The organism is Aeromonas sp. R1-2 (assembly GCF_040908505.1).
GTDB classification, from domain to species: domain Bacteria; phylum Pseudomonadota; class Gammaproteobacteria; order Enterobacterales; family Aeromonadaceae; genus Aeromonas; species Aeromonas veronii.
This window is the reverse complement of the sequence record NZ_JBFODU010000010.1, coordinates 14103-37687: the sequence shown is the minus strand read 5'-3', so window position 1 is coordinate 37687 and position 23585 is coordinate 14103. Positions and strand designations below refer to the sequence as shown.

Annotated in this window: 11 protein-coding genes; 1 reads left to right on the top strand and 10 read right to left on the bottom strand. The window is 60.7% G+C overall.

The genetic code is table 11. The features are described 5' to 3' along the window. Nucleotides 1-59: 59 nt before the first annotated feature. The 7 genes from nrfF to nrfA form a co-directional block, all read right to left on the bottom strand. Nucleotides 60-1265 (bottom strand): heme lyase NrfEFG subunit NrfF, encoded by a 1206-nt coding sequence (gene nrfF / locus AB5Y76_RS02420; RefSeq protein WP_263717308.1) that lies wholly within the window; start codon nt 1263-1265, stop codon nt 60-62. Then, nucleotides 1262-1864: a DsbE family thiol:disulfide interchange protein gene (locus tag AB5Y76_RS02415; protein WP_263717307.1), complete on the bottom strand. Its 603-nt coding sequence runs from the start codon at nt 1862-1864 to the stop codon at nt 1262-1264. Before AB5Y76_RS02415 ends, nrfF begins: the two co-directional genes overlap by 4 nt. After that, nucleotides 1861-3828 (bottom strand): heme lyase NrfEFG subunit NrfE, encoded by a 1968-nt coding sequence (nrfE, locus tag AB5Y76_RS02410; protein ID WP_263717306.1) that lies wholly within the window; start codon nt 3826-3828, stop codon nt 1861-1863. The genes AB5Y76_RS02415 and nrfE overlap by 4 nt, the downstream gene beginning before the upstream one ends. Before the next feature lie 173 nt (nt 3829-4001). Continuing rightward, complete coding sequence (nrfD, locus tag AB5Y76_RS02405) at nt 4002-4955, bottom strand: cytochrome c nitrite reductase subunit NrfD (protein ID WP_263717305.1); 954 nt, start codon at nt 4953-4955, stop codon at nt 4002-4004. An 87-nt stretch (nt 4956-5042) separates the two neighbouring features. After that, nucleotides 5043-5723, bottom strand: a complete 681-nt coding sequence (nrfC, locus tag AB5Y76_RS02400; protein ID WP_159143807.1) for a cytochrome c nitrite reductase Fe-S protein — start codon at nt 5721-5723, stop codon at nt 5043-5045. Beyond that, on the bottom strand, nt 5720-6319 hold the full coding sequence (gene nrfB / locus AB5Y76_RS02395; RefSeq protein WP_263717304.1) for a cytochrome c nitrite reductase pentaheme subunit: 600 nt from the start codon (nt 6317-6319) through the stop codon (nt 5720-5722). Before nrfB ends, nrfC begins: the two co-directional genes overlap by 4 nt. A gap of 51 nt (nt 6320-6370) precedes the next feature. Beyond that, nucleotides 6371-7813, bottom strand: a complete 1443-nt coding sequence (gene nrfA, locus AB5Y76_RS02390; protein WP_368177672.1) for an ammonia-forming nitrite reductase cytochrome c552 subunit — start codon at nt 7811-7813, stop codon at nt 6371-6373. A gap of 720 nt (nt 7814-8533) precedes the next feature. On the opposite strand from nrfA, the gene AB5Y76_RS02385 reads away from it, so the two are divergent. Next, nucleotides 8534-19213 (top strand): retention module-containing protein, encoded by a 10680-nt coding sequence (locus AB5Y76_RS02385; RefSeq protein WP_263717303.1) that lies wholly within the window; start codon nt 8534-8536, stop codon nt 19211-19213. A gap of 98 nt (nt 19214-19311) precedes the next feature. On the opposite strand, the gene glpC is transcribed toward AB5Y76_RS02385, so the two are convergent. The 3 genes from glpC to glpA are packed head-to-tail and all read right to left on the bottom strand — an operon-like array spanning nt 19312 to nt 23494. Continuing rightward, the gene (gene glpC, locus AB5Y76_RS02380) at nt 19312-20514 is read right to left on the bottom strand and encodes an anaerobic glycerol-3-phosphate dehydrogenase subunit GlpC (RefSeq protein WP_069529317.1); all 1203 of its coding nucleotides are present in this window, start codon (nt 20512-20514) and stop codon (nt 19312-19314) included. Nucleotides 20515-20565: 51 nt separating this feature from the next. After that, nucleotides 20566-21831, bottom strand: a complete 1266-nt coding sequence (glpB, locus tag AB5Y76_RS02375; RefSeq protein ID WP_159163723.1) for a glycerol-3-phosphate dehydrogenase subunit GlpB — start codon at nt 21829-21831, stop codon at nt 20566-20568. Continuing rightward, nucleotides 21821-23494 (bottom strand): anaerobic glycerol-3-phosphate dehydrogenase subunit A, encoded by a 1674-nt coding sequence (glpA, locus tag AB5Y76_RS02370; protein WP_263717302.1) that lies wholly within the window; start codon nt 23492-23494, stop codon nt 21821-21823. Before glpA ends, glpB begins: the two co-directional genes overlap by 11 nt. Nucleotides 23495-23585: the final 91 nt, after the last annotated feature.

Here is a 23585-nt window from a genome sequence, read left to right as displayed (position 1 = left end):
GAACCACTTGCGTGGTCGCGGCGCCATATCACCACGATTACCCTCTTTCAATCAAGGGGTTACCCGCCCATTATGCTTGCCGTCTGGATCGCCTCAATCAGCGCGGCCCGGTTGATGCGAGGGCGCTCGCCATCGAGCAGTTGTTGCCACAGGGCAATGGCCTGGCTGTAGCGGCCATGCAGGAAGTGATCGGAGGCGAGCAGCATCAGGGCGCTCACTTCCCCCGCGTCCTGCTTGAGGGCGCTATCGAGCAGGTGCAGTGCCTCCGGGGTCAGCTGCTGGCCCGCCTGATAGTAGAGCACAGTGGCTTGGGCGGATTGAGTCGCCGCGCTGGCGCCCCCCTCCAGCAGAGCGAGACGTTGGTAGGCGAGCAGGGCGTTGTCATATTCACCCCGATAGAGATAGAGCTGGCCGAGCGCCGCCCAAGCGTCGAGATCGGCAGGGCTGCGCTGAAGCTTCTGATGCAGACTCCCCAGCTCCTTGTCCTGCAGATCCCGCGGGCTCAACCCCGCCAGCGGATCGGGACGGGATGCATAATCCTGCCATGCCTGATAGCGGCCGGTGCTGAGATACACAGCGGCAACGGCCGCGATGGCCAGGAGGCTAAGCAGCAACAAGGCCCACCCGTGCCGGTTATTGCGACCGCGATTGTCATGCAGGTTGGCCAGTTGCGCGCGCAGGGCCAGCTCAGCCGCCGGGATGGCGTTGGCCAGGCGGGCGGCGCTCAGCTCCCTGTAGAGTGGTTGGTCGGGGGAGAGGCCTGCCTGCTCCCCGTGCATGATCAGCAAATTCAATTCGCTGCGCGGGTCGGCTGCGGGTTGAGGGGGGGCCTCATCGATGGCCTTAACGACAGGGATGGGTTGCGCCTTTGTGCGCGTCAGGCGGCGAAACAGGGTCAACAGCGCCAGCCCCAACAGCAGCAGGGGACCGCCCCACAGCAGCGCCGTGCTGCTCTTGAAGGGGGGATCGTAGCGCACGAAATCGCCGAAGCGCTCCGTCATGCGGGCGATCACCTGCTCATCGCTCTGCCCCTCGTCCACCCAGCGGTAGACCTCTAGCCGCAGATCCCGGGCGATGGGGGAGTTGGACTCCACCAGATTCTGGTTCTGGCACTGGGGGCAGCGCAGGGCGCGGGCCAGCTCTTGCGCCCGATTTTGCAGCTCGGGATGGCGAAATTGATAGGTATCGACCCCGCTGGAATATGCAGTGGCACTCAGCAGCATGCCGAGGGCCAGCAGGGTGCAGGCAAGAGAACGGCACATCATGGCTGTGTCTCCCGAGCTGATGTTGCAATAGACGGCGCAATTGCGGGTGTCGTTGTGGCGGCCTTGAGCTGCGCATCCGCTCGCGCCTGGTCGAGCAGGGGGGCAAACTGACGTTGCCAGATCTCGTTGGTAAGCTCGCCGGTATGGCGGGCGAGCAGGGCACCATCGGCATCAAACAGATAGGTTTCCGGCGTGCCGTAGACGCCGAGCTCAAGGGCCAGTTTGCCGTCAGGGTCGGCCAGCACAGCGCGATAGGGGTTGCCCGCCTGGATAAGCCAGGCGCGGGCCGCATCCCCCTTGTCCCGGTAGTTGAGGCCGTAGAGGGGCACTGTGCCCGCGAGCTCGCTGAGCAACGGATGTTCAGCGCGGCAGTTGGCGCACCAGCTGGCCCAGACGTTAAGGACAAAGGGCTCCCCCTTGAGGCTGGCGGTCTGGATCGGACGTCCGTCCAGCAGATTGTCGCTCTGCCACGCAGGCAGGGTACGTCCGAGCGTTGCCTCATCCTGGCTGTAGGGATTGTTGCCAAGGCCGAGCCAAAGCAGGGCGCCGAGGCCCAGAGTGAGCACGAGCGGCACGAACAGGCGCAGACGGGCATTCATAAGGACTCCTGTTCAAGCCGAGGGTAAGGGGCGGTAGCTGGCGCAGAATGGCTAGCCAGCAGCGGCCGGCGGGCGAGCAGGCGCAGGGTGCCGCCTGTCATCATCAACAGGCCACCGAACCAGATCCAGCGCACCAGCGGCTTGTAGTGCAGCCGCATGGCATAGGCATCTGGTCCCATCTTCTCACCCAGCACCACGTAGAGATCGCCGAGCATTCCCCACGCGATGCCGGGTTCATTCATGTTCATGGTGCGCACGCTGTAGTGGCGCCGCTCCGGCGTCAGCCGCGCCACCTCTTTACCATTCTTGTGCACGCTAAGCGTGATGCGCTCGGCGGTATAGTTGGGGCCGATCACCGGCTCGCGCCCTTCATAGCGAAACTCGAAGGCACCGAGCTGGTAGAGCTGGTTGGCACTTAGCACTGTGCCCCCCTCCTGACTGTGGTGACTCACCTGCGCGATGCCAAGGGCACACACCGCCACCCCGAGGTGGGCCAGCAAGCTGCCGAACCGATTGAGGGGGATCTCGCGCCGCGACGTCGGCTGCAAGAGCGGGAGCAACAGGCTGGCCATCAGCCAGAGGCTCACCATATTAGCGAGGATGCCAATCCAGCTACCGGAAACCGCTCCCTGTTCCAGATAGGCAAGGCTAATGAGCCCGCCGCCAAGCAGGCCAAACAGCGGCGGCAACAGAGCGTTGAGTCGGGAATGTGTCGCAAGCTGCTGCCAGCGCAGGCGAGGCAGCTGGGTCATCAGCGCCATCAGGCAGAGGGCCAGCGGCACGAAGATGGTATTGAAATAGGGGGCACCCACCGAGAGCGAGCCCAGATGAAGCGACTGGAACACCATGGGGTAGAAGGTGCCGAGTAGCACGCTGGCGCAGGCCACGCAGAGCAGCAGGATGGCGGCACCGAGCTGCCCCTCTTTTGACAGCAAGCCAAAGCGGGCATAGGGGGCGCGAATGTCTGCGCGCAGGGCAAACAGGGTGAGGGCGCAGGTCAATAGCAAACCGAGCAGCAACAAGAGGGTGAGGCCGCGGCTGGGGTCCACCGCAAAGGCGTGCACCGAGGTGAGCACCCCGGAGCGCACCACAAAGGTGCCGAGCAGGCTCAAGGCGAAGGTGAAGATGGAGAGCAGCAGCACGGCGTGGCCGTAAGCGCCGCGCTTCTCGCAGACAATCAGGGCGTGCAGCAGGGCAGTGCCTAGCAGCCAGGGTAAGAGGGAGGCATTTTCTACCGGATCCCAGAACCACCAGCCGCCCCAGCCGAGCTCGTAATAGGCCCACCAGGAGCCCAGCACGATACCGGCGGTGAGAAAGACCCAGGAGCCGAGCGCCCAGGGGCGACTCCAGTGGGCCACGGCACCATCCAGCCTGCCCGAGTGCAGCGCCGCCATGGCGAAGGCGAAGTTGACTGCAAAGCCGACGTAACCGAGATAGAGCAGGGGGGGGTGGATGATAAGGCCGATATCCTGCAGCATGGGGTTGAGATCGCGCCCCTCCAGCGGCCCCGGGAATTGGCGGTCAAACGGGCTGGAGAAGATCAGGGTATAGAGGCCGAACAGCCCGACGATCAGCCCCATGATGACCAATACCCGGGCTGTGATCAGCGGATCGACCCGCTTGGAACAAAGGGCCACCAGGGCGCCCCAGAGCCCCAGCGCAAACACGAAGAACAGCATGGAGCCCTCGTGGCCCCCCCACACGGCCGCCAGTTTGAAGCCCAGGGGCAGGGCGCTGTTGGCGTGCTGGGCCACATAGCTGACGGTGAAATCATCTTGGCCAAAGCAGCTGGCGAGCAGCAGCAGGGAGGCCAATAGCAGGACGGCATTGATCAGTGCCAGCGGCGTGGCGCAGCGCAGCAGGGTCGGGGAGGCGAGCAGTAATCCCAGCCAGGGCAGGGTGCCCTGCAGCAAGGAGAGTGCCGCCGCCAGCAACAGTGAGAGATAGCCGAGCTCCGCCAGCACACAACCTCCGGTTCAATCTTTGATCTCATTCATGTCATGACACACACGCCGCGTCGTCTCCCTTTGGCGGAGAACATTGCCAAGCAACGGGTGTGGCATCACCAGAAATTCATTGGGCCAGCAACAAGCCAGCGCCAGTCACCCGAGGGCGGCTGGCGCTGGAGATCATACCTTTAAACTACCGTCATTTGACCGGCATAAAGCACGAAGTAGCGCAGCAGCAGGATCCCCACCAGTGTCAGGCTGCAGACCAGCACCAGATGGCCGTTTCGCACCCGCAGGGGCGCCGGGGTCAGCAGAGCCAGCAGCTGGGGCAGCAGCATGCCGATGCCCACCACCCCGAACCAGAACACCTGAGCCCAGAAACCGCTGCCGATGGCGGCCCACATCGCCACCTCTTTCTGGCCGCCACCGAAGTAGAGGCCGGTAAAGAAGCAGACCAGCAGCAGCACCTCCACCGCCAGCACCGGCCGCTCGAAGCGATGCACGAAGCTCACCCCCTGGCTGTGGTGGTTCTCCTTGAAGAGCGTCACCGCCAGCAAGATGGTGGAGGCGATGCCGGAGCTGATGCCCGAGACCAGAAACAGCACCGGCAGCACCGGGTTGTTCAAGAGCGGATAGGTCTTGAGTGCCGAGAGCAGAAAGCCGGTGTAGGCCCCCAGCAGCACGGCAAGCAGCAGCAAGAGCGGCGCCAGCAGCCGTTCGATGCGGGCGAGCAAGCCAATCAACCCATCCACAAAAGCGAACTTCTCTTTCAGCAACCGGCTGCGCATTGTCTCGATCTCGGTGCGAAACACCACCGCCAGCCAGGCGAACAGCACCGCCATATAGAGCTGAAACAGCATGACCCCCATCGACATCACTGAGTCGAACTGGTAGTGGAACATCAGCTTCCAGAAGGTCCAGGGGCGGGCCAGATGGAAGATGAGGATGAGTAACCCCAATATCACGCTCGCTGGCGCCAGAATGGCGGTCGCTTTGATGATGCCGTTCTCGCTGCCGGCGCCCTTGCGGCGCAGCAGCACCGAGAGGGTGGTGGCCCCGGCGGAGATGCCGAGCAGGAACAGATAGATAGCGATGGGCCAGTCCCAGACAAGTGAAGGGAAGTGAAATGCGTCATGCAACATGATCCATTCCTCCCTCTGTCACAGCAGTAGATGGCGATGGGGCAAATCCCCACACCAGCGAGGGGAAGTGAAATGCCGCTTGTATGGTCATGACGTTATCTCCCCTTTGGGCACGCGGTACATCTTGGGCGAGGTGCCGAGTGCCTGCTTGTAGCGATAGGTGGTCTCTTTCACCAGCCGTTTGGCGATGGGGCTGTCCGGATCATCCAGATTACCGAACACCAGCGCCTTGGTGGGGCAGGACTCCACGCAGGCTGGCTCCTTGCCCGCCGCCAGGTTGGTCTTGCGGCAAAAGTCGCATTTGTCCGCCACTCGGGTGACCGGGTTGATAAAGCGCACCTGATAGGGGCAGGCGGCCAAGCAATACATGCAGCCGACGCAGAGATCCGCGTCGACATCGACGATGCCATCCTCCTTGCGGATATGGGAGGCGCCGGTGGGGCAGACGTGGACGCAGGGGGCGTTGTCGCAGTGCTGGCAGGACTTGCGAAAGAAGCGGTACTCGGCATCGGGATATTCACCGACCGGGCCTGAGCGGATGATCTCGAGACGCGAGACCCCTTGTGGCACCTGATTCACCTCCCGGCAGGCGTCCATGCAGGCGGTGCAGCCGATGCAGGCCGTCTCATCGTAGATCATGCCATAGCGGATCCCGTCGATGGTCTGGCTGTGGGCGAGGGGGGTAGCAAGGGAACGAGTCGGCCCCGTCATCATGATAAGGGCCCCCGCGCCCATGCCCGCCATAAAGTCACGGCGAGAGCAGCTCATGATGCCTCCTTGCCGGTAGCCGGTTTGGACTGCTCCTGCCGGGCCTTGCTGGCCTCATGCTGCTTGCTGTGGCAGTCGACGCAGAGCTTGATGCGGGATTTTTCCGGGATCCCCACCATGGGCTCCTTGGCCGGATGCAACTGGTGGCAGCTGGTGCAGGTGAGCTTGGTGGCGTGCACGTCGTGGGCCCAGAGCGCCTCGCGCAGTGGTTTGGGCTCGTGGCAGCTCATGCAGACTCCATTCTGCTCGCTGATGGGATAAAGCTTGATGCTCTCTTTATCCTTCAGGCTGTGGCTGAAGCGCATCACATCCTTGACCCCTTCCCGGTGCTGGGGGGAGGGCTGGCCGTGGCAGTTGGTGCAGGTGACCGGCGCCAGGTTGTTGGGATTGGTCGCCTGACCATGCTTGCCGTGCATTCCCTCGCTCTGCTCTTTGTGACAGTCGGTACAGGCCTTGTCGGGATTGCGTAAAAATTCCACCTCATGTGTAGCTGGAACAGGGGCTGCTGCCGGCTCGGCCGCCAGACCCTGCAGGCTGGTGAGCAGCATGGCTGCCATCAGCATCAGTCGTAAAAAATCCATCGTTAAATCACCCATAGGAAGCCTCCATCCGCTGCGGGCCTGGTCTGGCCGGGCCCGCAGGCGCCGTTACTGTGCCAGCCGTCCGGCCGCTTTGGCCTCGGCATCCCAGGCGGGGACCGTGGTCTTGAGGAACTGGGCCTTGTCGCTGTTGAACTGCTTCATATCCATGCCAAGGGCCGCTTGCGCTTTCTCCTTGGTGGAGATGTCGGGGATGGCGATTTCGTGGCTGATCCCCTTGCTGGCCAACAGGCGTGCCAGCTTGGTGCGGGCGTCAGCGGCTTTATCCAGCGCGCTGCCAAGTACCTTGAGGGCCACTTCGGGGGCGTGCATTTGCACCCCGTGGGAGGCGATGGCGTAGTCCCAGCGCCACTGGGCGTGACGGATGTCCTGCAGAATATCCTTCATCTCTGCCTCGGTGGCGCCGGCATCCCAGGCCGCCTTGGCTTCAAAGTGGGCGTGTACCAGCTGCTTCTCGACCTTCAGCTTGGTTTCGATCACCGCCTCTTTGCGCTGCTTGACGATCCCCTGCAGCATTTCTTTGCTCTGGGTGTGGCAGTTGCGGCAGGTCTGCTCGAAACGATCGAAGGGGTTCCCCACCTTGTGATCGGTGTAGACCTTGCCCTGATCGTTCTGCACCTTGGGCATGTGACAGTCGACGCAGGCGACGTTGTTCTGACCGTGAATGCCGGCGCGCCAGGTTTCGTACTCGGGGTGCTGGGCTTTGAGCATAGGGGTTTTGGAGAGGGCATGAGTCCAGTCGGCAAAGCCGATTTCATCGTAATAGGCCTCCATCTGCTCAACCGTGGTGCCCTTGTCCCAGGGGAATTTGACCGCCTTGGTGGGGCCGCTGAAGTAGTACTCCACGTGGCACTGGCCGCACACCTGGGACTGCTGATCAAAGCGCCCCTGCTCCTTGAACGGCTTGCCGATGGCTGTCATGGCCCGATCGGCATAGGGACGGGAGAGGTGCAGGGCCGGTTTGCCCTCCTTGAACTCCTTCGAGGCGGTGTCGTGGCAGTCGGCGCAGCCGATGGTGTTGACTACTTCCGGCCCACCTTTTGCCCACATCCCCTTGAAGTAGCCATCCTCACCCTTCTCGTCGATGACGCGGGCCACATCCGGGCCTTTGCAGCTCCAGCAGGCCATGGGCAGGGGGCCATCTTCGGCTGTTTTCGGGGCGCCGGTACGCAGGGTTTCCCGTACATCGGTCAGCGCATAGAAGTGACCGCGCGGCTTGTTGTAATCCTTGGCGAAGGGGTAACCGCCCCACAGCACCACCATATTGGGATCTTCCGCCAGCGCATCGGTGCGCTCCTTGCTCTCGCTGGTGGCTTGCCAGCTGGTGAACTGATCGGCGTGCTCCTTGGCGAACAGCTCGCTGCGCGCCTCTATCTTGCCCTTGGTGGTTGCTTCATCAGCCAGTGCCCAGCCGCTTGCACCAAGCCAGCTGGTCAGCAGCAGGGCGGCGAGGCCCAGTTTGATATGCCTGTGTTGTGAACCCACGTTTATCACTCCCAGATAAATGTTTTGGTCTCGTCTGACCCGTTCCATCTTGGTGTGGATCTTCTCCCCGTCGGGCGGGGTGGGCAGACATTCGCTTGCGGGTGAATAAAACCGCGCAATATATGATTGCTCGAGGGTTACCCTAACAAATAGGTAAATTTAATGATGATTTATCGGAGGGAGAGTTGTGCCAGATCAATTGGTGCACAGGATTGATCGCTGAAATGAGATCTGGATTAAATTTTATGGAAACTCAAATTGTTGTTAACTGCCGAGCATTCGATGGCAGGCGTTTGAACGGTACAGCTACGTACTGGCACTTTTTGCTGCTGATCCTGATTGCTGCCGTATTGTTCACAGATTCTGGCAATGACTTATGCTAATAATTGACTCAATATGCAAATTCTCGGTGTTGTGGTGTGAGCTTTTGACCTTGGGATTATGATCCATTTATTGAAGCTGCAGTGGATTTATCGTCAAACGACAGAAATAGTCACATGGAGCCTGATAGACCTGTTAATAAAGGTGATGCGATTGGGGTCACCCAAATCTCATTTCATTTAAAAAGGCCTGTTAGATGCACAATCTTGTAAGTTATGGCCATTTTATGGCAATCATTGTCGAAAATAGCGAAAAGACCCACTTAGTCTGGTGCGGTATGATTATTGAACAGACAAGTACCCTGTAGGTACTGATGTTGGTGGTTAAGGTTTTGCTGGAGGTTGTATGGCTGAGTTGCAAATTGAAAAGTCCACGGTGATCTCCCAACTCGAGGGTTCCGTGTTTGTCATCAGTGCAGATGGATCTGTCATACGAGCAAAAGTGGGGATAGCATTGCAGCCGGGGGACCGCCTGCAAACTGCCCAAGGGGGCCACTTTCAACTAGCCGAGCCGGGCAGTGATCCTGCTGGTGAGCAAGATATGGCCGCCAAACCTGAGCCTGCTGCTGATGGACAACCGACTGATCCGGAACTGGCCTCATTGCAAGAGGCGATCCGTCAGGGGATTGACCCGACCGAATTGTTCCAGGAGACCGCCGCCGGTAACGCAGCCGCTGCGGGTAATATCGGTGGTGTAGCCGGTTCCAGCTCGGGTGGATTTGTAGTGGTCGATCGTACCAACGATGCCACCCTGGCCGAGGCCGGTTTTGATACCGACCATACGGTTCAACCTGTCGGCGATGAGCTGCTGTTTTCCGAAGAGCGCGATTTCTTTGCCGCCATAACCATCACCGAGCCCCAAACCAGCGACAACATTATCAACGCCGATGAAGCGGCTGGCGTCATCATTCGTGGTGTAGTGGATGATGTGGAGGTAGGCCAGCCAGTCACTGTGACCCTTATCGATCAGGCGGGCAATTCATTGACGGTGACGACAGTGGTGCTGCCCGGCCTGGTGTGGGAAGCCAATTTTGGCGATGTGACCGGCAAGCTGGTGGATGGCCCGTTGCAGATTTTGGCTAATACCCAGGATCAGGCGGGCAACAACGCCAGCGATACCGGACAGACCCTGCTCGATACCATCACCACCATTACCCTCGATCTCGCCGATGAGAGCGACACCGGCGCCAGCCAGACCGATGATCTGACCCGCGACAATACCCCGCTGCTGCAAGGGAAGGGGGAGCCCGGTGCCACCGTAACCCTGAGCCTTGGCGGTAGCGTGCTCATCGTCCTGACGGTGGATGCCGCCGGTAACTGGCAATATCAGCTGCCGCAGACCCTGGCCGATGGCCAGTACCAGTTTCAGGTCAATTCCGTGGATATTGCCGGCAACCGTGCCAGCGATACCCTCGTTATCAATGTCGATACTCAGGCATCTATCGACATCGATGATCTCGATACCACTGCCCTGTTTGGCAACAGCAGCGCCACCCTGAGCGGCTCCACCAGCAATGTGGAGGCGGGTCAGAGTGTCACCATCACTCTGGTCGACAGCAATGGCCAGCCGCTGTTGACCACCTCGGCACAGGTGGGGGCCGATGGTCGCTGGCAGGTATCAGGTCTTGATCTCTCCGGTATCAATCAATCCTTTGAAGTGCGTGCCAGTGTCACCGATCTGGCGGGCAACAGCGCCAGCGATGGGGCGCCGCTGATCGGTCAGAGCGAAACCCCGACGCTCTCCGAAGCCGGATTGGCCGATGGCCCGATCACCGCGACCGGTAGTCTAAATACCGGTGCCGGCCAAGATGGCAATCTGCAAGTCCAGTTTGCCGCTGATCAGAGTGCCTTGGAAGGGCTGGGGCTCGTCAGCCATGGTGCGCCTCTTGGCTACACCATCAACGGTCAGACCCTGACCGCCAGTGCTGGTGGGGCGACTGTCTTCACCCTGACCCTCAACAATGACGGCAGTTACCGCATCGTCTGGAGTCAAAGCCTGGATCACGGTCAGGACGCGTTGCGCCTGCCATTCAACCTCGAATATCGAGACAGCGACGGCGATCTGGTGAAGGCGCCGCTGGTGATCAATCTGGTGGACAGCAATCCGCCCAGTTTCGAGATCCCGGCCATTCCCCTGACCGAAGATGCCTTTACCAACGGCGCCGCCGTGGTGGGCGAGAGCAGCTTTGTGGTCAAACACACCGCCGATCCTCTGCTGGTGGATTCGTTGGTGTTCAGCAATCAGAGCAACACCCTGACTACCCTCAACGGATCGGGTCTTGCCAGCGATGGTTATCCGCTGACCTTTGAATTTGCCGATGATCGCACCTTGGTGGGTTACTACCTGGATGGCAGTGGCCAACGGGTGGAGGTGCTGCGTGCCGAATTGAATGCGCAGCAGCAGGGCAGCGATCTGGTTGGTCGGGTGGAGGTCACCCTCACCGGCCCGCTGGATCACAAGGGCAGTGACAGCCTCTCCCTCGGCTTGCAGGTGAGCGCCAACGAGATCGATGGCGACAGCACCAGCGCCAACCTGACCCTGAGCGTCAATGATGGCAGTGATCCCGTATTGGGCGTCGACAAGGGGGTCGCCCTGCAAGAGGGGGGCAACCAGAGCATCGATGGTCAGCTGCCGGTGACGGTGGGCAGCGATCGTCTGGTCTCCCTCCACTTTGAGGCCAGCCAACCTGCGTTGGCGGGGCTCACCAGCCAGGGCAAGGCGACGAGTTACGAGGTTCAAGACAACCAGCTGATCGTCAAGGATTGGCTGGGCAAGACGATCCTCACCGTGACCATCGGGCTGGATGGCAAATACAACGTCTCGCTGAACGGTGTGTTTGACGAACCGGAAGCGACCAACAGCCTCAATCTAGGCCTGAAAGTACAGGGCACCGATTTTGACGACGACAAGAGCAACCTCGGCACCCTCAATATCACCATTACCGATGGTGCCTTGCCGCAGGTCGATCCTGTCTCCCTCACTCTCACCGAAGATAGCAACTGGCAGCAGGGCCAGACTCTTGACGGTGATCTGACCATCACCGCAGGCAGCGATCCGCTGGCCAGCATCACCTTCGATGCCAACCAACCGGGGCTGCAAGGATTCACTTCGGGCAAGCAGGCCGTGACCATCACGGTGGCCGATCATCGTATCGAGGGGCGTACCCCAGATGGCAAGCTGGTGTTTGAGCTGACCCTCGGTAACGATGGCAAATACAGCTTTACCCTCCATCAACCGCTGGATCAGGGCAGTGCCGACAACCTGCTCAAGGCGGGCTTTACCCTGCTCGACAGCGATGGTGACAAGGTCTCCTCCACTATTACCGTGGCGGTGGGGGATGGTGCCAATCCGACTATCTCCGCCGTGACCGGCACCACCATCACCGAGATGGCGCAAGGGGAGACGGCTGCCGTCAGCACCATGAGTTTCTCGGTCGCGCACGGCAGCGATGCCCTTGACCCCAACTCTCTTGGTTTTGATATCGCCGCTATCCAGAGCACCCTGACCGGACTCACAAGCCACGGCAACCCGGTCACTTTCACCGTCGATCCCGCAACCGGCCAGCTGGTCGGAACCGCCGGTGGCCAGGTGGTGCTGCGCGCCGAGCTGAGCCTGGTCGATAACAACGGTAACTGGAGCGTCACCGCCAAGGTCACCCTGAGCGGCGAGCTGGATCACAAGGGGAGTGAATCCCTCAACCTGCCGCTGGCCGTCACCCTGGCTGACAAGGATGGCGATCGCATCGGTACCACGTTGCCGCTCACCATCGTGGATGGTAAGGCACCGAGCTTTATTCCGGGCACTGGTGTAACCCTGGATGAGGGGAACCTCACCGGCAGCAACAGCCTGAGCCAAACCGGTCACTTCGATGTGCAAGCCGGGTCGGATCGGGTGGTCGAGGTGGCCTTTGCCGATGGCAGCCAGCAACCGGCGCTCACTGCACTTGGCCAGCCCGTCAAATACGAGCTGGTTGATGGGGACCCCGCCATCCCGGGTAGCCAGCTGATCAAGGGCTATGTGATGGTGGATGGCCAGCGGGTCGAGGTGTTCGAGGTCAAGCTGGTTGGCAGCCTCGATCAGGCTGGCAAGAACGGGTTTGACTATCAGGTCACCCTCTATCAGGGGCTTCATCAGGGCGGCAACGCCGTGACCGAGCTCCCCATCAAGGTGATCGTCAACGATTACGACAAGGCGGGTGGTAACAACGACAGTACCAGCGGCACCCTCAATATCCAGATTGGGGAAGGGGAGAAACCAACCCTAACCCTGACTGGCGTCACCTTAAGCGAAGGGCGCTTCGATGGCACCAACTCGGCCGTGGATGACCAGCAGGCGAGCGGCAAGATCACCATCAAGGCCGACTCGGATCCGGTGACTGATGTGCGACTGACCTTCTCCGGTCAGGTCATGGATGCCAGCGGCAAGCCCATCACCCATAACGGCGAAACCCTGACCTGGAAAGCGGTTGGCACCGATGGTCACACCTTCCAGGCGGTGACCAGTGGAGGTCTGGTAGTGATGACGGTCTCCATCCCCACTGTCCCTGCCACCATCGCTGCTCACACCAGCGCAGAGATCGGTTATCAGGTAACGGTGCATACCAACCTGGATCACGGGGCGGATAACAAACTCAACCTGACCTTGCCGGTAGAAGTCACCGACAGCGACGGCAGCAAAAATCAGGGAACCGCCACTGTCACGGTGACTGATGGCATCAACCCGATCATATCCGCCATTGAACCGGTTCGGGTCGAGGAGTCGGATCTCGATGCAGTGAACGGTCAGCATCCGGGGACCACACCTGCAGGGAGTGGAGAAACCGATAGTGGCAAGGTGACCATCACAGCCGGTTCGGATCGGGTTGCCTCCCTTGAGCTGGATGTGGCTGCATTCAATCAGGCCAATCACCTCACATCGGGTGGCAAAGTGGTTACGCTGGCTCCACACAGCACCGGCTGGTATCTGGCTACGGCCGAGGGGGGCAAGCCCGTTTTCTGGGTCCACCTCGATGTTAACGGCAGTTACAGCGTCCATCTGGTAGGCCAGCTTGATCACGGTGCACAAGGCAAGGATGAGTTGACCATCGAAGTGCCGCTGTTTGTCACCGATCATGATGGCGATCGCAGTCCGAACGTCAGTGTGACCGTGACGGTACAAGATGACATGCCTATCGGCACTGTGCTGGCACATACCCTGAGCGAGGGGAGCAGTACCGTGACCGGCGATCTGCTGCCTACCGCCAATGAAGGTGCGGATGGTGCCCGCGTCGAGTCGATCAGCATCAATGGCCAGACGTATGCCATCAATGGCTCTTTGATACAAGATGTGATGAGCCCCGATGGCAAGCAGGTGATGGGAACCCTGACCATCTCTGCCGACGGCTCCTACTCCTTCAAGCCTGCGGCCGGTTTCAATCACGACGCAAGTCAGCTCAGTCAGGTGGTGACAGCCCATCTGGTCGATGGCGATGGCGATCGTGCAAACAGCACACTGACCCTCAATCTGCAGGATGAAGCGGTGCGCTTTACCGTTAGCGCAGCCATTGGTAACGAAGATCAGGGGGCGCAAGACCCGAGGCTGGGTATCCCTATCAACATGCAGCTCGATATTGGCGATTTCGATCGCGGTGAGCATGTGGATCAGTTGCTTATCCAGACGCCTGCTAGTGCCGCCCATGGCACCTTCTATTACAACGGCGTAGCGCTTACCACTACGGCTGATGGCAAGTGGTTTATCGTGCCGCCAGCGGCCATGGTGACCAGTGATAATGTTCACTACACCACTCAGGGGGTGACCTTTGTGCCTTCAAGCAACTGGTCGAGCTGGAGCAATGGTGGTCAGCCGCTGCACTTCCAAGTGCAACTGCAGGTCGGTGTCGCCGAAGGGGCGGCACCTGCGGCTGTAACGGGGGATCTGGCTGTGACGGTACGCGGTGTTGCCGACAAGCCGATGTGGGACACAGCCAACACCACTCGCCACTATGACACCAATGAAGACAGCACGGGTATCAAGCTGGACGTCAAGGCGAGCCTGACTGATACCGACAGCTCCGAGACGTTGACCTATCAGATCAAGCTGGAAGCGGGCAAGGGAACCTTGATGCTCAACGGAGTCGAGCTCAAGCCACATAGCAATGGCATCTACACCGTTTCGGCCGGCAACATCAACAAGGTGACTGTTGTTCCGGGCAAGGATTTCAGTGGTGACATCAAGCTGTCGGTGACGCCGATCAGCACCGAGAAGAACCCGATCGCTCAGGGTCAGGGTACGGCTCAGGGAGACAAAATTGATCTGGTGATCAACGTCAATCCGGTGGCAGATGACGCCAAGCTCACCGTGCGGGACATTCAGGGCAAGGAAGACACCCTGCTCGATCTGGGCAGCAAGATTGCCCTCGCTCATCTGGGTGACAAACTCGATGGCTCCGAGCAGATGTTTGTCCGCATCAGTGGCCTGCCTGACGGTGCAACCTTGTTGCTGGGTGGTTCCGCCGTTGCACAGAACATAGCCGGTTACTATGAGGTTCCTTTTGATCGGATTGGCGAACTCAAGCTGCAACCGCCGAAAAACAGCAACGTCGATTTCGACCTGACCATCAAGGGGGTGGTGAAAGACACGGCGACCTTGACCGATGCCAACGGCCAGCCCCATACCGTGGTGAACGAGAAGGAGACCGGCTCCCAGACCCTTCATGTGGATCTGGTGGGGGTGGTGGATCAGCCCCATTTCGAGCTTGGCAATACCGGCTGGGAGGCCGAAGGGACAGGCTATGCCACCACAGTGGGCGAGGATGGGCGGGCGCCGCTTAACTTTACCCTCACCTCGGGCGAGTGGGTCGATACCCCGCACGACACCTCCGAGAGCCTCAACGTGGTGCTGCAAGGGCTGCCGGAAGGTGCCCGGGTCTTTGATGCCAATGGCAAGGAGCTGACCCTCACCTTTGCCGGACTCGACGCCCATGGCAAGCCGACCTATCAAGTCGATGTCTCCGATTTTGGCAACCTGCTTATTCAGCCGCCCCATAACAGCACGGCGGATTTGAACCTGATCGCCAAGGTGGTGGTGACCGAGAACGATGGCGACCACAAGAGCTTCGATGTGCCGCTGCATATCAAGGTGGAACCGGAGATTGACGCCACCGACTACAGCAAGACCAGTCATGGCCTGGAAGATCAGTTTACCGTGCTGGACTGGCATCCGACCCTTACTGACGGCGCCGAGAAAGTCACGGCGCTGAGTCTCTCCGGGGTGGAGGATGGCTACCAGATCTGGCTGCGAGTCGGCAGTGTCGAGAGCCAGCTGACCGTGGTCAGTGGCAAGGTCACCCTGACTGCCGCCCAGCTCGACAGCCTGCTCAACGGGGGACAACTGCTGGTGAAGGCGCCGGAGGATAGCGATCGGGATACCAATATCCAGAGCCATGTCACCGTGACCCAGCATGATGTTGATTCGGGCGCGGTGGCCGAGAAGGTGATCGATGGCAATCTGCATGTCGATATCCAGGCCGTGGTGGAGCCTGATGGCGTGCTTACCCAGAGCGGTGGAGCTCTCGTGGGGCAGAGCGGTGCTGATATAGACCTGACTGGACGCTTCGTCTTTACCGACCTCGATCCCTCGAGCGTGGAGGAGATCGACTATCTGGTGATCAACCTGCCGGTGTTGAACGGTGGTGCAGGCGATCAGTTCGTGGTGGTTGGCGGTATCAACAACGGTAACGGCAGCTGGATCGTGCCGGCGGGCAATCTCGGTAGCTTCAAGCTGCATGCGCCGGACGGGTTTGTCGGCAAGGTCGAACCGATCCGCATCGATGCCATGGTGATCGACCGGGGCGATGATGGCGATGCCAGTGCCCATGTCAAAGTGAGCCTGGAAACCAGTGCCGAATTTGAGAACCAGCCAGTGACGCCCAAGACACCGGCGGCGACTGTCGATATCGACGACAACGCCGTGCTGGTGGGCAAGGAGGATATCCGGGTTGATTTTGGTCAGCAGCTCAAAGGCGTGATCCATATCGGCGCCGCCGACCAGGCCAGCGACGAGGTGACCATTGTCCTCAAGGGATTGCCGGCGGGCGTCACCATCAGCGGGGCCGAGTACAACATCTCGACCGGTGAGTACGTCATCAAGGTGCCGCCGTCACTGGCGGGACTGGAGGGGTTGACCCTCGGCTTGCCACAGGACTTTGCCGGTTCGCTCAATATCGAGGTGAAGGTAGTGAATACCGATACCGCCAGTGGCGATATCAAGGTCGACAGCAGCACGGTTAGGGTCGATGTGGCCCCCGTGGTCGATGTGAATGGTGGTCGTGGCGAGCATCCGGAACTGACACTGACCGTGCAGGACACCAACCAGGATGGACAGCCGGACAATCTGGAAGATAGCAAGATCCACCTCGATCTCTCGGTGAAACTGGCTGATATCAGCCCGAGCGAGGCTGACGGAGGTGTCGAGACGGTGAAGGCGGTGACCATTAGAGTCGATCCCAAGTTTGGCTATTTCCTAGTCGGCGACCAGCCACTGACCACATTGGTGGTCAACGATGTGGCAGCGCTTAAAGATCTGGTGTTTGTGCCCAAAGAGCACTTCAGCGGTCAGGTGCCGCTCGACATCAAGGTCGATATTGTCGATACCGCGCTGGTCGGTGGCCAACAGGTGACCGACAGCGGCAGCTGGAGCGGGCAGGTCGGCTTTGAGGTGAGACCGGTCAACGATCGGGCCCAGCTCTCGGTGCACAGCGTTACGGGGAGCGAGGATGGCACGGTCAACCTTGCCGGATTTGGCGCAACCCTAATCGATAACGATGGCTCGGAGCAGATCGTCGCGCTGCAGATCAAGGGGGTACCGGATGGCTTCACCCTGTCGGCTCCGGCGGTCAACAATGGTGGCGGCGTCTGGCAGATCCCGGTGGGGACCGATTTCTCCAAGCTGACCCTGATCCCGCCAGCTGATTTCAGCGGCACCGTGGATCTGTCGCTGAGCGCCTTTACCTTGGACAAGGGGCTCACCATCCCGCTCGAAACCAGTGGCAGCTTTACCGTCACCGTCAATCCGGTGGGGGATGCCCTTATCGCCGACATTCAGGGTCAGGCGAGCGGTACCGAAGGGGATGTGATCACGCTGGATCTGGGGCTGGAGACCCGGGATACCCAGCCAACCGGCGGCAGTGCGGGTAATGTGCATGAGAACAAGCCCGAGCAGGTGCGGGTCACCATCGAAGGGGTACCTGATGGTGCCGAGATCCGCTTGCCAAACGGCGTGGCTGGGACGGTTGTTGATCTGGGTGGCGGTCGCTGGCAGGTCACTACCGAGGGCGGCAAGCTGGGTGTTGTCGAGCTGGTGACCAATGATGTCAACGGTGCACTGGATCTCAAGATCACCGTCCAGAGCCTCGACAACGGCGCCCTTGGCCCCGAGGTCAATGGCACCATCCATGTGGATGTAAGCCCGGTCAACGATGCGCCAATCAACGTATTGCCAACGACCCCTCAGGTCGCGCAGGAAGATCAGCCCTTCGTCATCCACGGTTTGCAGGTGAAAGATGTGGATGCGGGCAACAGCCCCATCAAGATCACCCTGTCGGTGGAACATGGCACCCTGACGCTGCCTGCTGGCAGCGGCGTGACGGTAGTCGGCAACGGCACGGGTTCGCTGGTGCTGACCGGCACGCTGGCCGATCTCAATGCCTTGCTCTCTGGTGGGGTCACCTATCAGGGCAACAGTGATTTCTACGGCAATGACGCCCTGACTATGGTTACCAACGATCAGGGGAACACGGGTAGTGGCGGGGCACTCAGCGATACCGATGTGCTGCCTATCGAGGTGCAGCCGGTCAACGATGCCCCGGTCAATCAGCTGCCTGGCAGCATGACGGTGAAGGAGGATGGCTCCCTGTCGCTCTCCGGTGTCAGCGTGAAGGATGTGGATGCAGGCAGTGCGCCTGTCTCCATGGTGCTGCGGGTCGAGCATGGTGTGCTGACCTTGCTGGGTGCAACCGGTGCCGTGATGGTGCAGGGGGCGGGTACCAGCGAGATCACCCTGGTGGGGTCGCTGGCTGATCTCAACCAGTTGCTGGCAAGCAACCTGCACTATGAACCGGCCAAAGATTTCTGGGGAGAGGATACCCTTACCGTCACTACCTCCGATCAGGGCAACACTGGTGTGGGTGGCCCGCTGAGCGACACCGATCAGGTGACCATCAATGTCACTTCCGAGCCGGATATGCCGGGTCTGACGGTGGATCAGCATGCGTTCCATGCCTTGCAAGGGGCCGTTATCCCCCTTGGCATCAATGCCAGCGTGGTCAATCCGGCCACCGGTGAACTCTCCATCCGCATCAGCGGCCTGAATGGGGCGCAGGTGCAGGATGAGCATGGTCAGAGTGTCGGTCATGCCGATGGCAATGGCGACTGGCTGATCCCGGCCGATCACTCGGTTCCGCTCTACTTCAGCGGTTTTGGCGACGGTGACCATGTGCTGGGGATCAGTGCCGAGTCGAGTGTCGGCGGCTCAACCGTCAGCACGCCCCTTGAGACCATCACGGTGCACGGCCAGAGTGGTCATGAGCTGGTCGGTTCCGATCAGGGGGATTGGCTGTTTGGTTCCTCCGGCGATGACCGTCTGCTGGGGGGGCATGGCAACGACATCCTCACCGGCGGGGCTGGCAGCGATCTCTTCGTTTGGCAGCACGGGGACGAGGGGAGTCAGGGACAGCCCGCCATCGATACCATCACCGACTTCCATCCGGAACAGGGGGACAAAATCGATCTGGCTGACATGCTGCAAGGGGTCACAGGCAATGGTATCGATGATCTGCTCAAGCATCTCTCAGCCTCGGTGACCACGGGGAGCAATGGCCTGAGCGATGTAAATCTCTCGGTTTCCCCCGAGGGTGATGGCCAGATAACCCAACAGATCACCCTGAAGGATGTGGACCTGACCAGCTGGAATCTCACCAGCACCTCGTCCCACGATATCCTGCAGAGCATGCTGGAAGATCAACATAGCCTGATCATCCAGCACCCCTGATAGCGAGCGTGAAGCGTAAAAAGAAGAGCCGGCAATTGCCGGCTCTTTGTTTATCTCTGCGTGGATTGTTTTTATGCGGCCGCAAGGGCCGAGGGGATTCAGGCCAGCGCCTGGGCCAGCAGGTGGATCGGATGTTCACAGCGGAAGCTGGTGCTCATCTCGATCTGCCATTTGCAGGTCTCGCAGTCGGTGATCACCAGATCGGGTGAGAGGCGGTTGATTTGATCAAACAGCCCCTCGCCGATGGTCTGGCTGGTCTGGTAGTTCTCCGACTTGAAGCCGTAGGTGCCGGCGATACCACAACACTGGGACTCCAGCACCGTCACCTTGACCCCGGGAATGGCGCGCAGCAATTCGAGGGTGTAGATGACGCCCCCCATTTTTTCCATGTGGCAGGGGGTGTGGTAGGCGATGTGCAGATTGAGCGGCTTCATCGCCGGTTTGTTGCCCTTGTAGAACTCGTTCCACAGGAAGCGGGTCACCAGCGAGATGCGATCCCGCACCTTGTGGTTGTCCTGCTCCAGCAGGTGGGGATATTCGTCCCGCAGGGTGAAGCCACAGGTGGAGGAGGTGGCCAGCAGTGGCATCTCGTTGCCCAGCAGGGAGTTCTCCATCTGCTTGATATTGAAGGCCGCCTGTTGCTTGGCCTTGTCCATGAAGCCGTTGGCAATCAGCGGTACGCCGCAGCATTTCTCCCGCTCAAGCAACTGCACACCGATGTTCATGGCGTTGAGCACCTGCACCAGCTCCTTGCCAAGCTGCGGGTGGTTGTAGTTGACATAGCAGCCGTGGAAGTAGGCGATCTGGCGCTTATAACTGGCCTGGGTCGCCTTCTGCTTTTTGTACCAGCCGCGGAAAGTGCCCTGGGAGTATTTGGGCAGGTCGCGGTGGGAGGAGACCCCCAGCGCCTTGTCCAGCACCAGCTTCATCGGCTTGAGGCCGGTGGTGAAGTTGACCACCGGGGCCATCAGGGTAGACATGCTGCCCATCAGATCGGTGTGGGAGAGGACGAACTCGCGGATCCCCGGTTTGAAGCCGCTGTACTGGTGTTTGGCCTTGGCGATGATGTCACCGATGCGCACCCCGCTCGGGCAGGCTACTTCGCAGCGTTTGCAGTTGGTACAGTGCTTGAGGGCGCTGTCAAAGAGCTCGGGGCTCTTGATGCGCAGCCGCTCGCCATCCGGGCCCGCCTGTTTCGGGCCGGGATAGGCGGGGTTGGCCTTGGCCACCGGGCAGTAGGCGGTACAGACGGTGCATTTGATGCACTGATCGAAAGTTTGGTTGGCGTGATCCAGTAGCATGTCAGTTCTCCTCCCGGCGATGATGAAGACACGGGATATGGGACGTAGTAATCATTGGGCCGCGCCCAGAATATGGCCGGCAGCCTGCCAGCCGGTGGCAACGGCAACGCCGGAGCCGGAACCTTCACGAATTGGGTCGTAATGGGCCAAGACACTGCCCGCACCATAGAGGTTGGTGAGCGGCTTGCCGCCGCGCAGCACCCGCAGCTTGTCGTCAGTCTTGACCCCGAAGCCCATGAAGGGGTGGTGGTCGAACAGGCGGCGACCGGCCCAGGCGTCACGCTCCTCCAGACTCAGCACATCGGCATCGAAGATGGGCTCGCGAATGCCGCGCAGACGGGACTCCAGCCCACGGCTGAAGAAGCTGCCGGAGGCGAGCACAAAGTTGTCCGCTTCAAACAGCTGATCATCGCCATTCTGGGTATGTACGCCGACCACCCGGTCACCTTCGTAACGGGCGCCCAGCACCCGCTCGCTGGTGAGGAAGGTGCCACCAAGGGCCATAAAGCGGCGCTTGAGCGCCTCCTGCATTCTCATTCCGATCAGAGACGGCGGCATGGTGGCCACCTCCTTGATGGTGCAGCCGGTGCGCTGCTCCAGCTCCGCCAGACGCGGGCCAACCAGCCCCAGAGACAGGCAGGCGGGCAGCACGATATGGCGGCAGCCGGGTACGCCGCTCTCCTGCACCATGCGGCTGATCTCGCGGGCCAAGTCCGCTACCAGATGGTGTTTGTCACACAGGCGCGCGATGTCGGCTGAGCGAAACTCGTGGGGATTGCGGCTGAATTCCGCCAGCTGGGGCAGGCGGATTTCGCCGGTCAGAATGCGGCAGTGGGCAAAGCGCGGATGGGTCGCCAGATTGGCGGCCGCCAGTGCCGGATGAAAGTCGCGAAAGCCCTCAAGGGTGGCCAGCAACAGCACGTCCGGGATCGGCGCATCGGTGACACAGGCGCAGGTATCGGGGGAGAGCCAGGTGCGCTTGAGGGTACCGATGGGGGTCAGGCGCTGGTGATTGGTGTCGTGGCGAACCAGCGGCAACCCCTGCTCGGCGCAGTGGCGCTGCAGATCGGCCAGACTCGCTTCGATATTCTGCATTCCGACTTTGCTGTAGGGGTGATCCGGATGGGCTGCCATAAAGGCGGGCAGGGCAGTGCGGGGATCTCCCTCGCTTTCGAGCAGATCGACCGAGCCGGAGGAGAAGTGCAGGGCACTCTGGCCGGAGGCCATCAGCAGGGTCTTCTGGCCTGCCTCCACCAGCCGCAGGGCAGCCGAGAGTCCCGCCATGCCACCGCCGATAACGATATTGTCAAACTTCATGACGGCTCTCCTTGTGAGTGGTCTCGCTGGTTGAGCCGCGTGGGGTATCGGCAACCAGCTGTGGCGCCGTCCATTCCCCCAGGCCAAACAGCCCTTCGTAGATCCAGTAGGTGAACTCGGCCTCGCGCAGGGCATCACCCCACAGGACGGGGCGGGTCCCCTTGTAACGCTCCTCGAGGAACTGGCGCAACATGACGCAGGCCTGACGACCGTCAGCCTTGCCATACTCCTGCATCAGGCCGGCGGCGCGGTAGGCGCACAGCTCCCCCTGACAGGGCCCCATCCCCAGACGGGTGCGGCGGCGCAGATCGATGAGGTTGTCCACATCCAGCTCGCGCAGGGCGTATTCGATTTCACCCGCGGTGACCATTTCGCACTCGCAGATCAGGGCGTTGGCCTTGGGATTGTCACGGAAGAAGGCGATGACCCGCTCGCCGTGGCGGTATTGGGCTGAGCCTTCGGCAGGCACCGAGAGACCGGGGGCGGAGACCTTTTCCGGATCCCGTGAGCCGGGCAGGCTCAGTTCGGCGGTCTGGCAGGGCTTGCTGTTGCCGAGCTTCTTGGCCAGCAGATCGGTGGCCCACTCCGCCATCAGGCGGTAGGTCATCAGCTTGCCGCCGGTGATGGTGTTGAAGCCCTTGAGGCCATCGCGCTCGGCGTGATCCAGCAGCACGATGCCGCGACTGATGTTGCGGCCGGTGTCGTCACCGTCCACCGCCACCAGCGGGCGTACCCCGGCGTAGGCGCGCAGCAGACGGGTGCGGGCCATGATGGGGGCGAGCTTGATACCTTCGCGCAGCAACACTTCGACCTCTTCGGGTTCGACGGTGAGCTGGTCAATCTTGTTGTAATCGATGCGACTGGAGGTGGTACCGATGAGGGAGATGGTATCGCCCGGCACCAGAATGTCCGCATCCGCCGGTTTGCGGGCGCGGTTGAGCACCAGCTGGTTGATGCGGTAATCCATGATGAGCAGGGAGCCTTTGGCCGGGAACATGCGGATGCCGAGATCGGCGTATTCGCAAATTTGCTGGCCCCAGATGCCGGCGGCGTTGATCACCTCCTGACACTCCACCTCGAACGCTTCGCCGGTGCGGGTATTGATCGCCTTGACCCCGTGCACCCGATCCTGAGTTCGCAGCAGTCCCAGCACCTTGCTGTGGGTAAAGATGCGCGCGCCATGTTCTTTCGCGTCCAGCACGTTGGCGGCGGCGAGGCGGAACGGATCGACCGTGCCATCCGGCACATGGATCGCACCGATCATCGCCGGGTTGGCGTTGGGCTCCATGCGCAGGGCTTCACCGGGATCGAGCTGGCGGGTTTCGATACCGGCCAGGGCGCAGGCATCCATAAAGGTGGTTTGGAAATTGATGTCATCTTCCGGCAGGGTGAGGAAGAGGCCGCCCGTGTCTTCGACACAGTGGCTGGCAATCCGCTTGAGGATGCGGTTTTCCTGGATGCATTCGCGGGCGGACTCCTGATCCGTCACCGCGTAGCGGGCACCGGAGTGGAGCAGGCCGTGGTTGCGGCCGGTGGTGCCGGCGGCGATATCATCGCGCTCGAGCAGGATGCTGTCGATGCCGCGCAGTGCGCAATCGCGCATGATGCCGGCCCCTGTGGCACCGCCGCCTATGATGACGACTTGTGTAGTTATTCTTTTCATTGTTGCCCGTCTCATCTCTTCCAGATGAGGCCAGTGTGGCCTACTTCTGAGTGGAAATGTTTGATATGGGCCAAATTTGCGCTCGCAAACG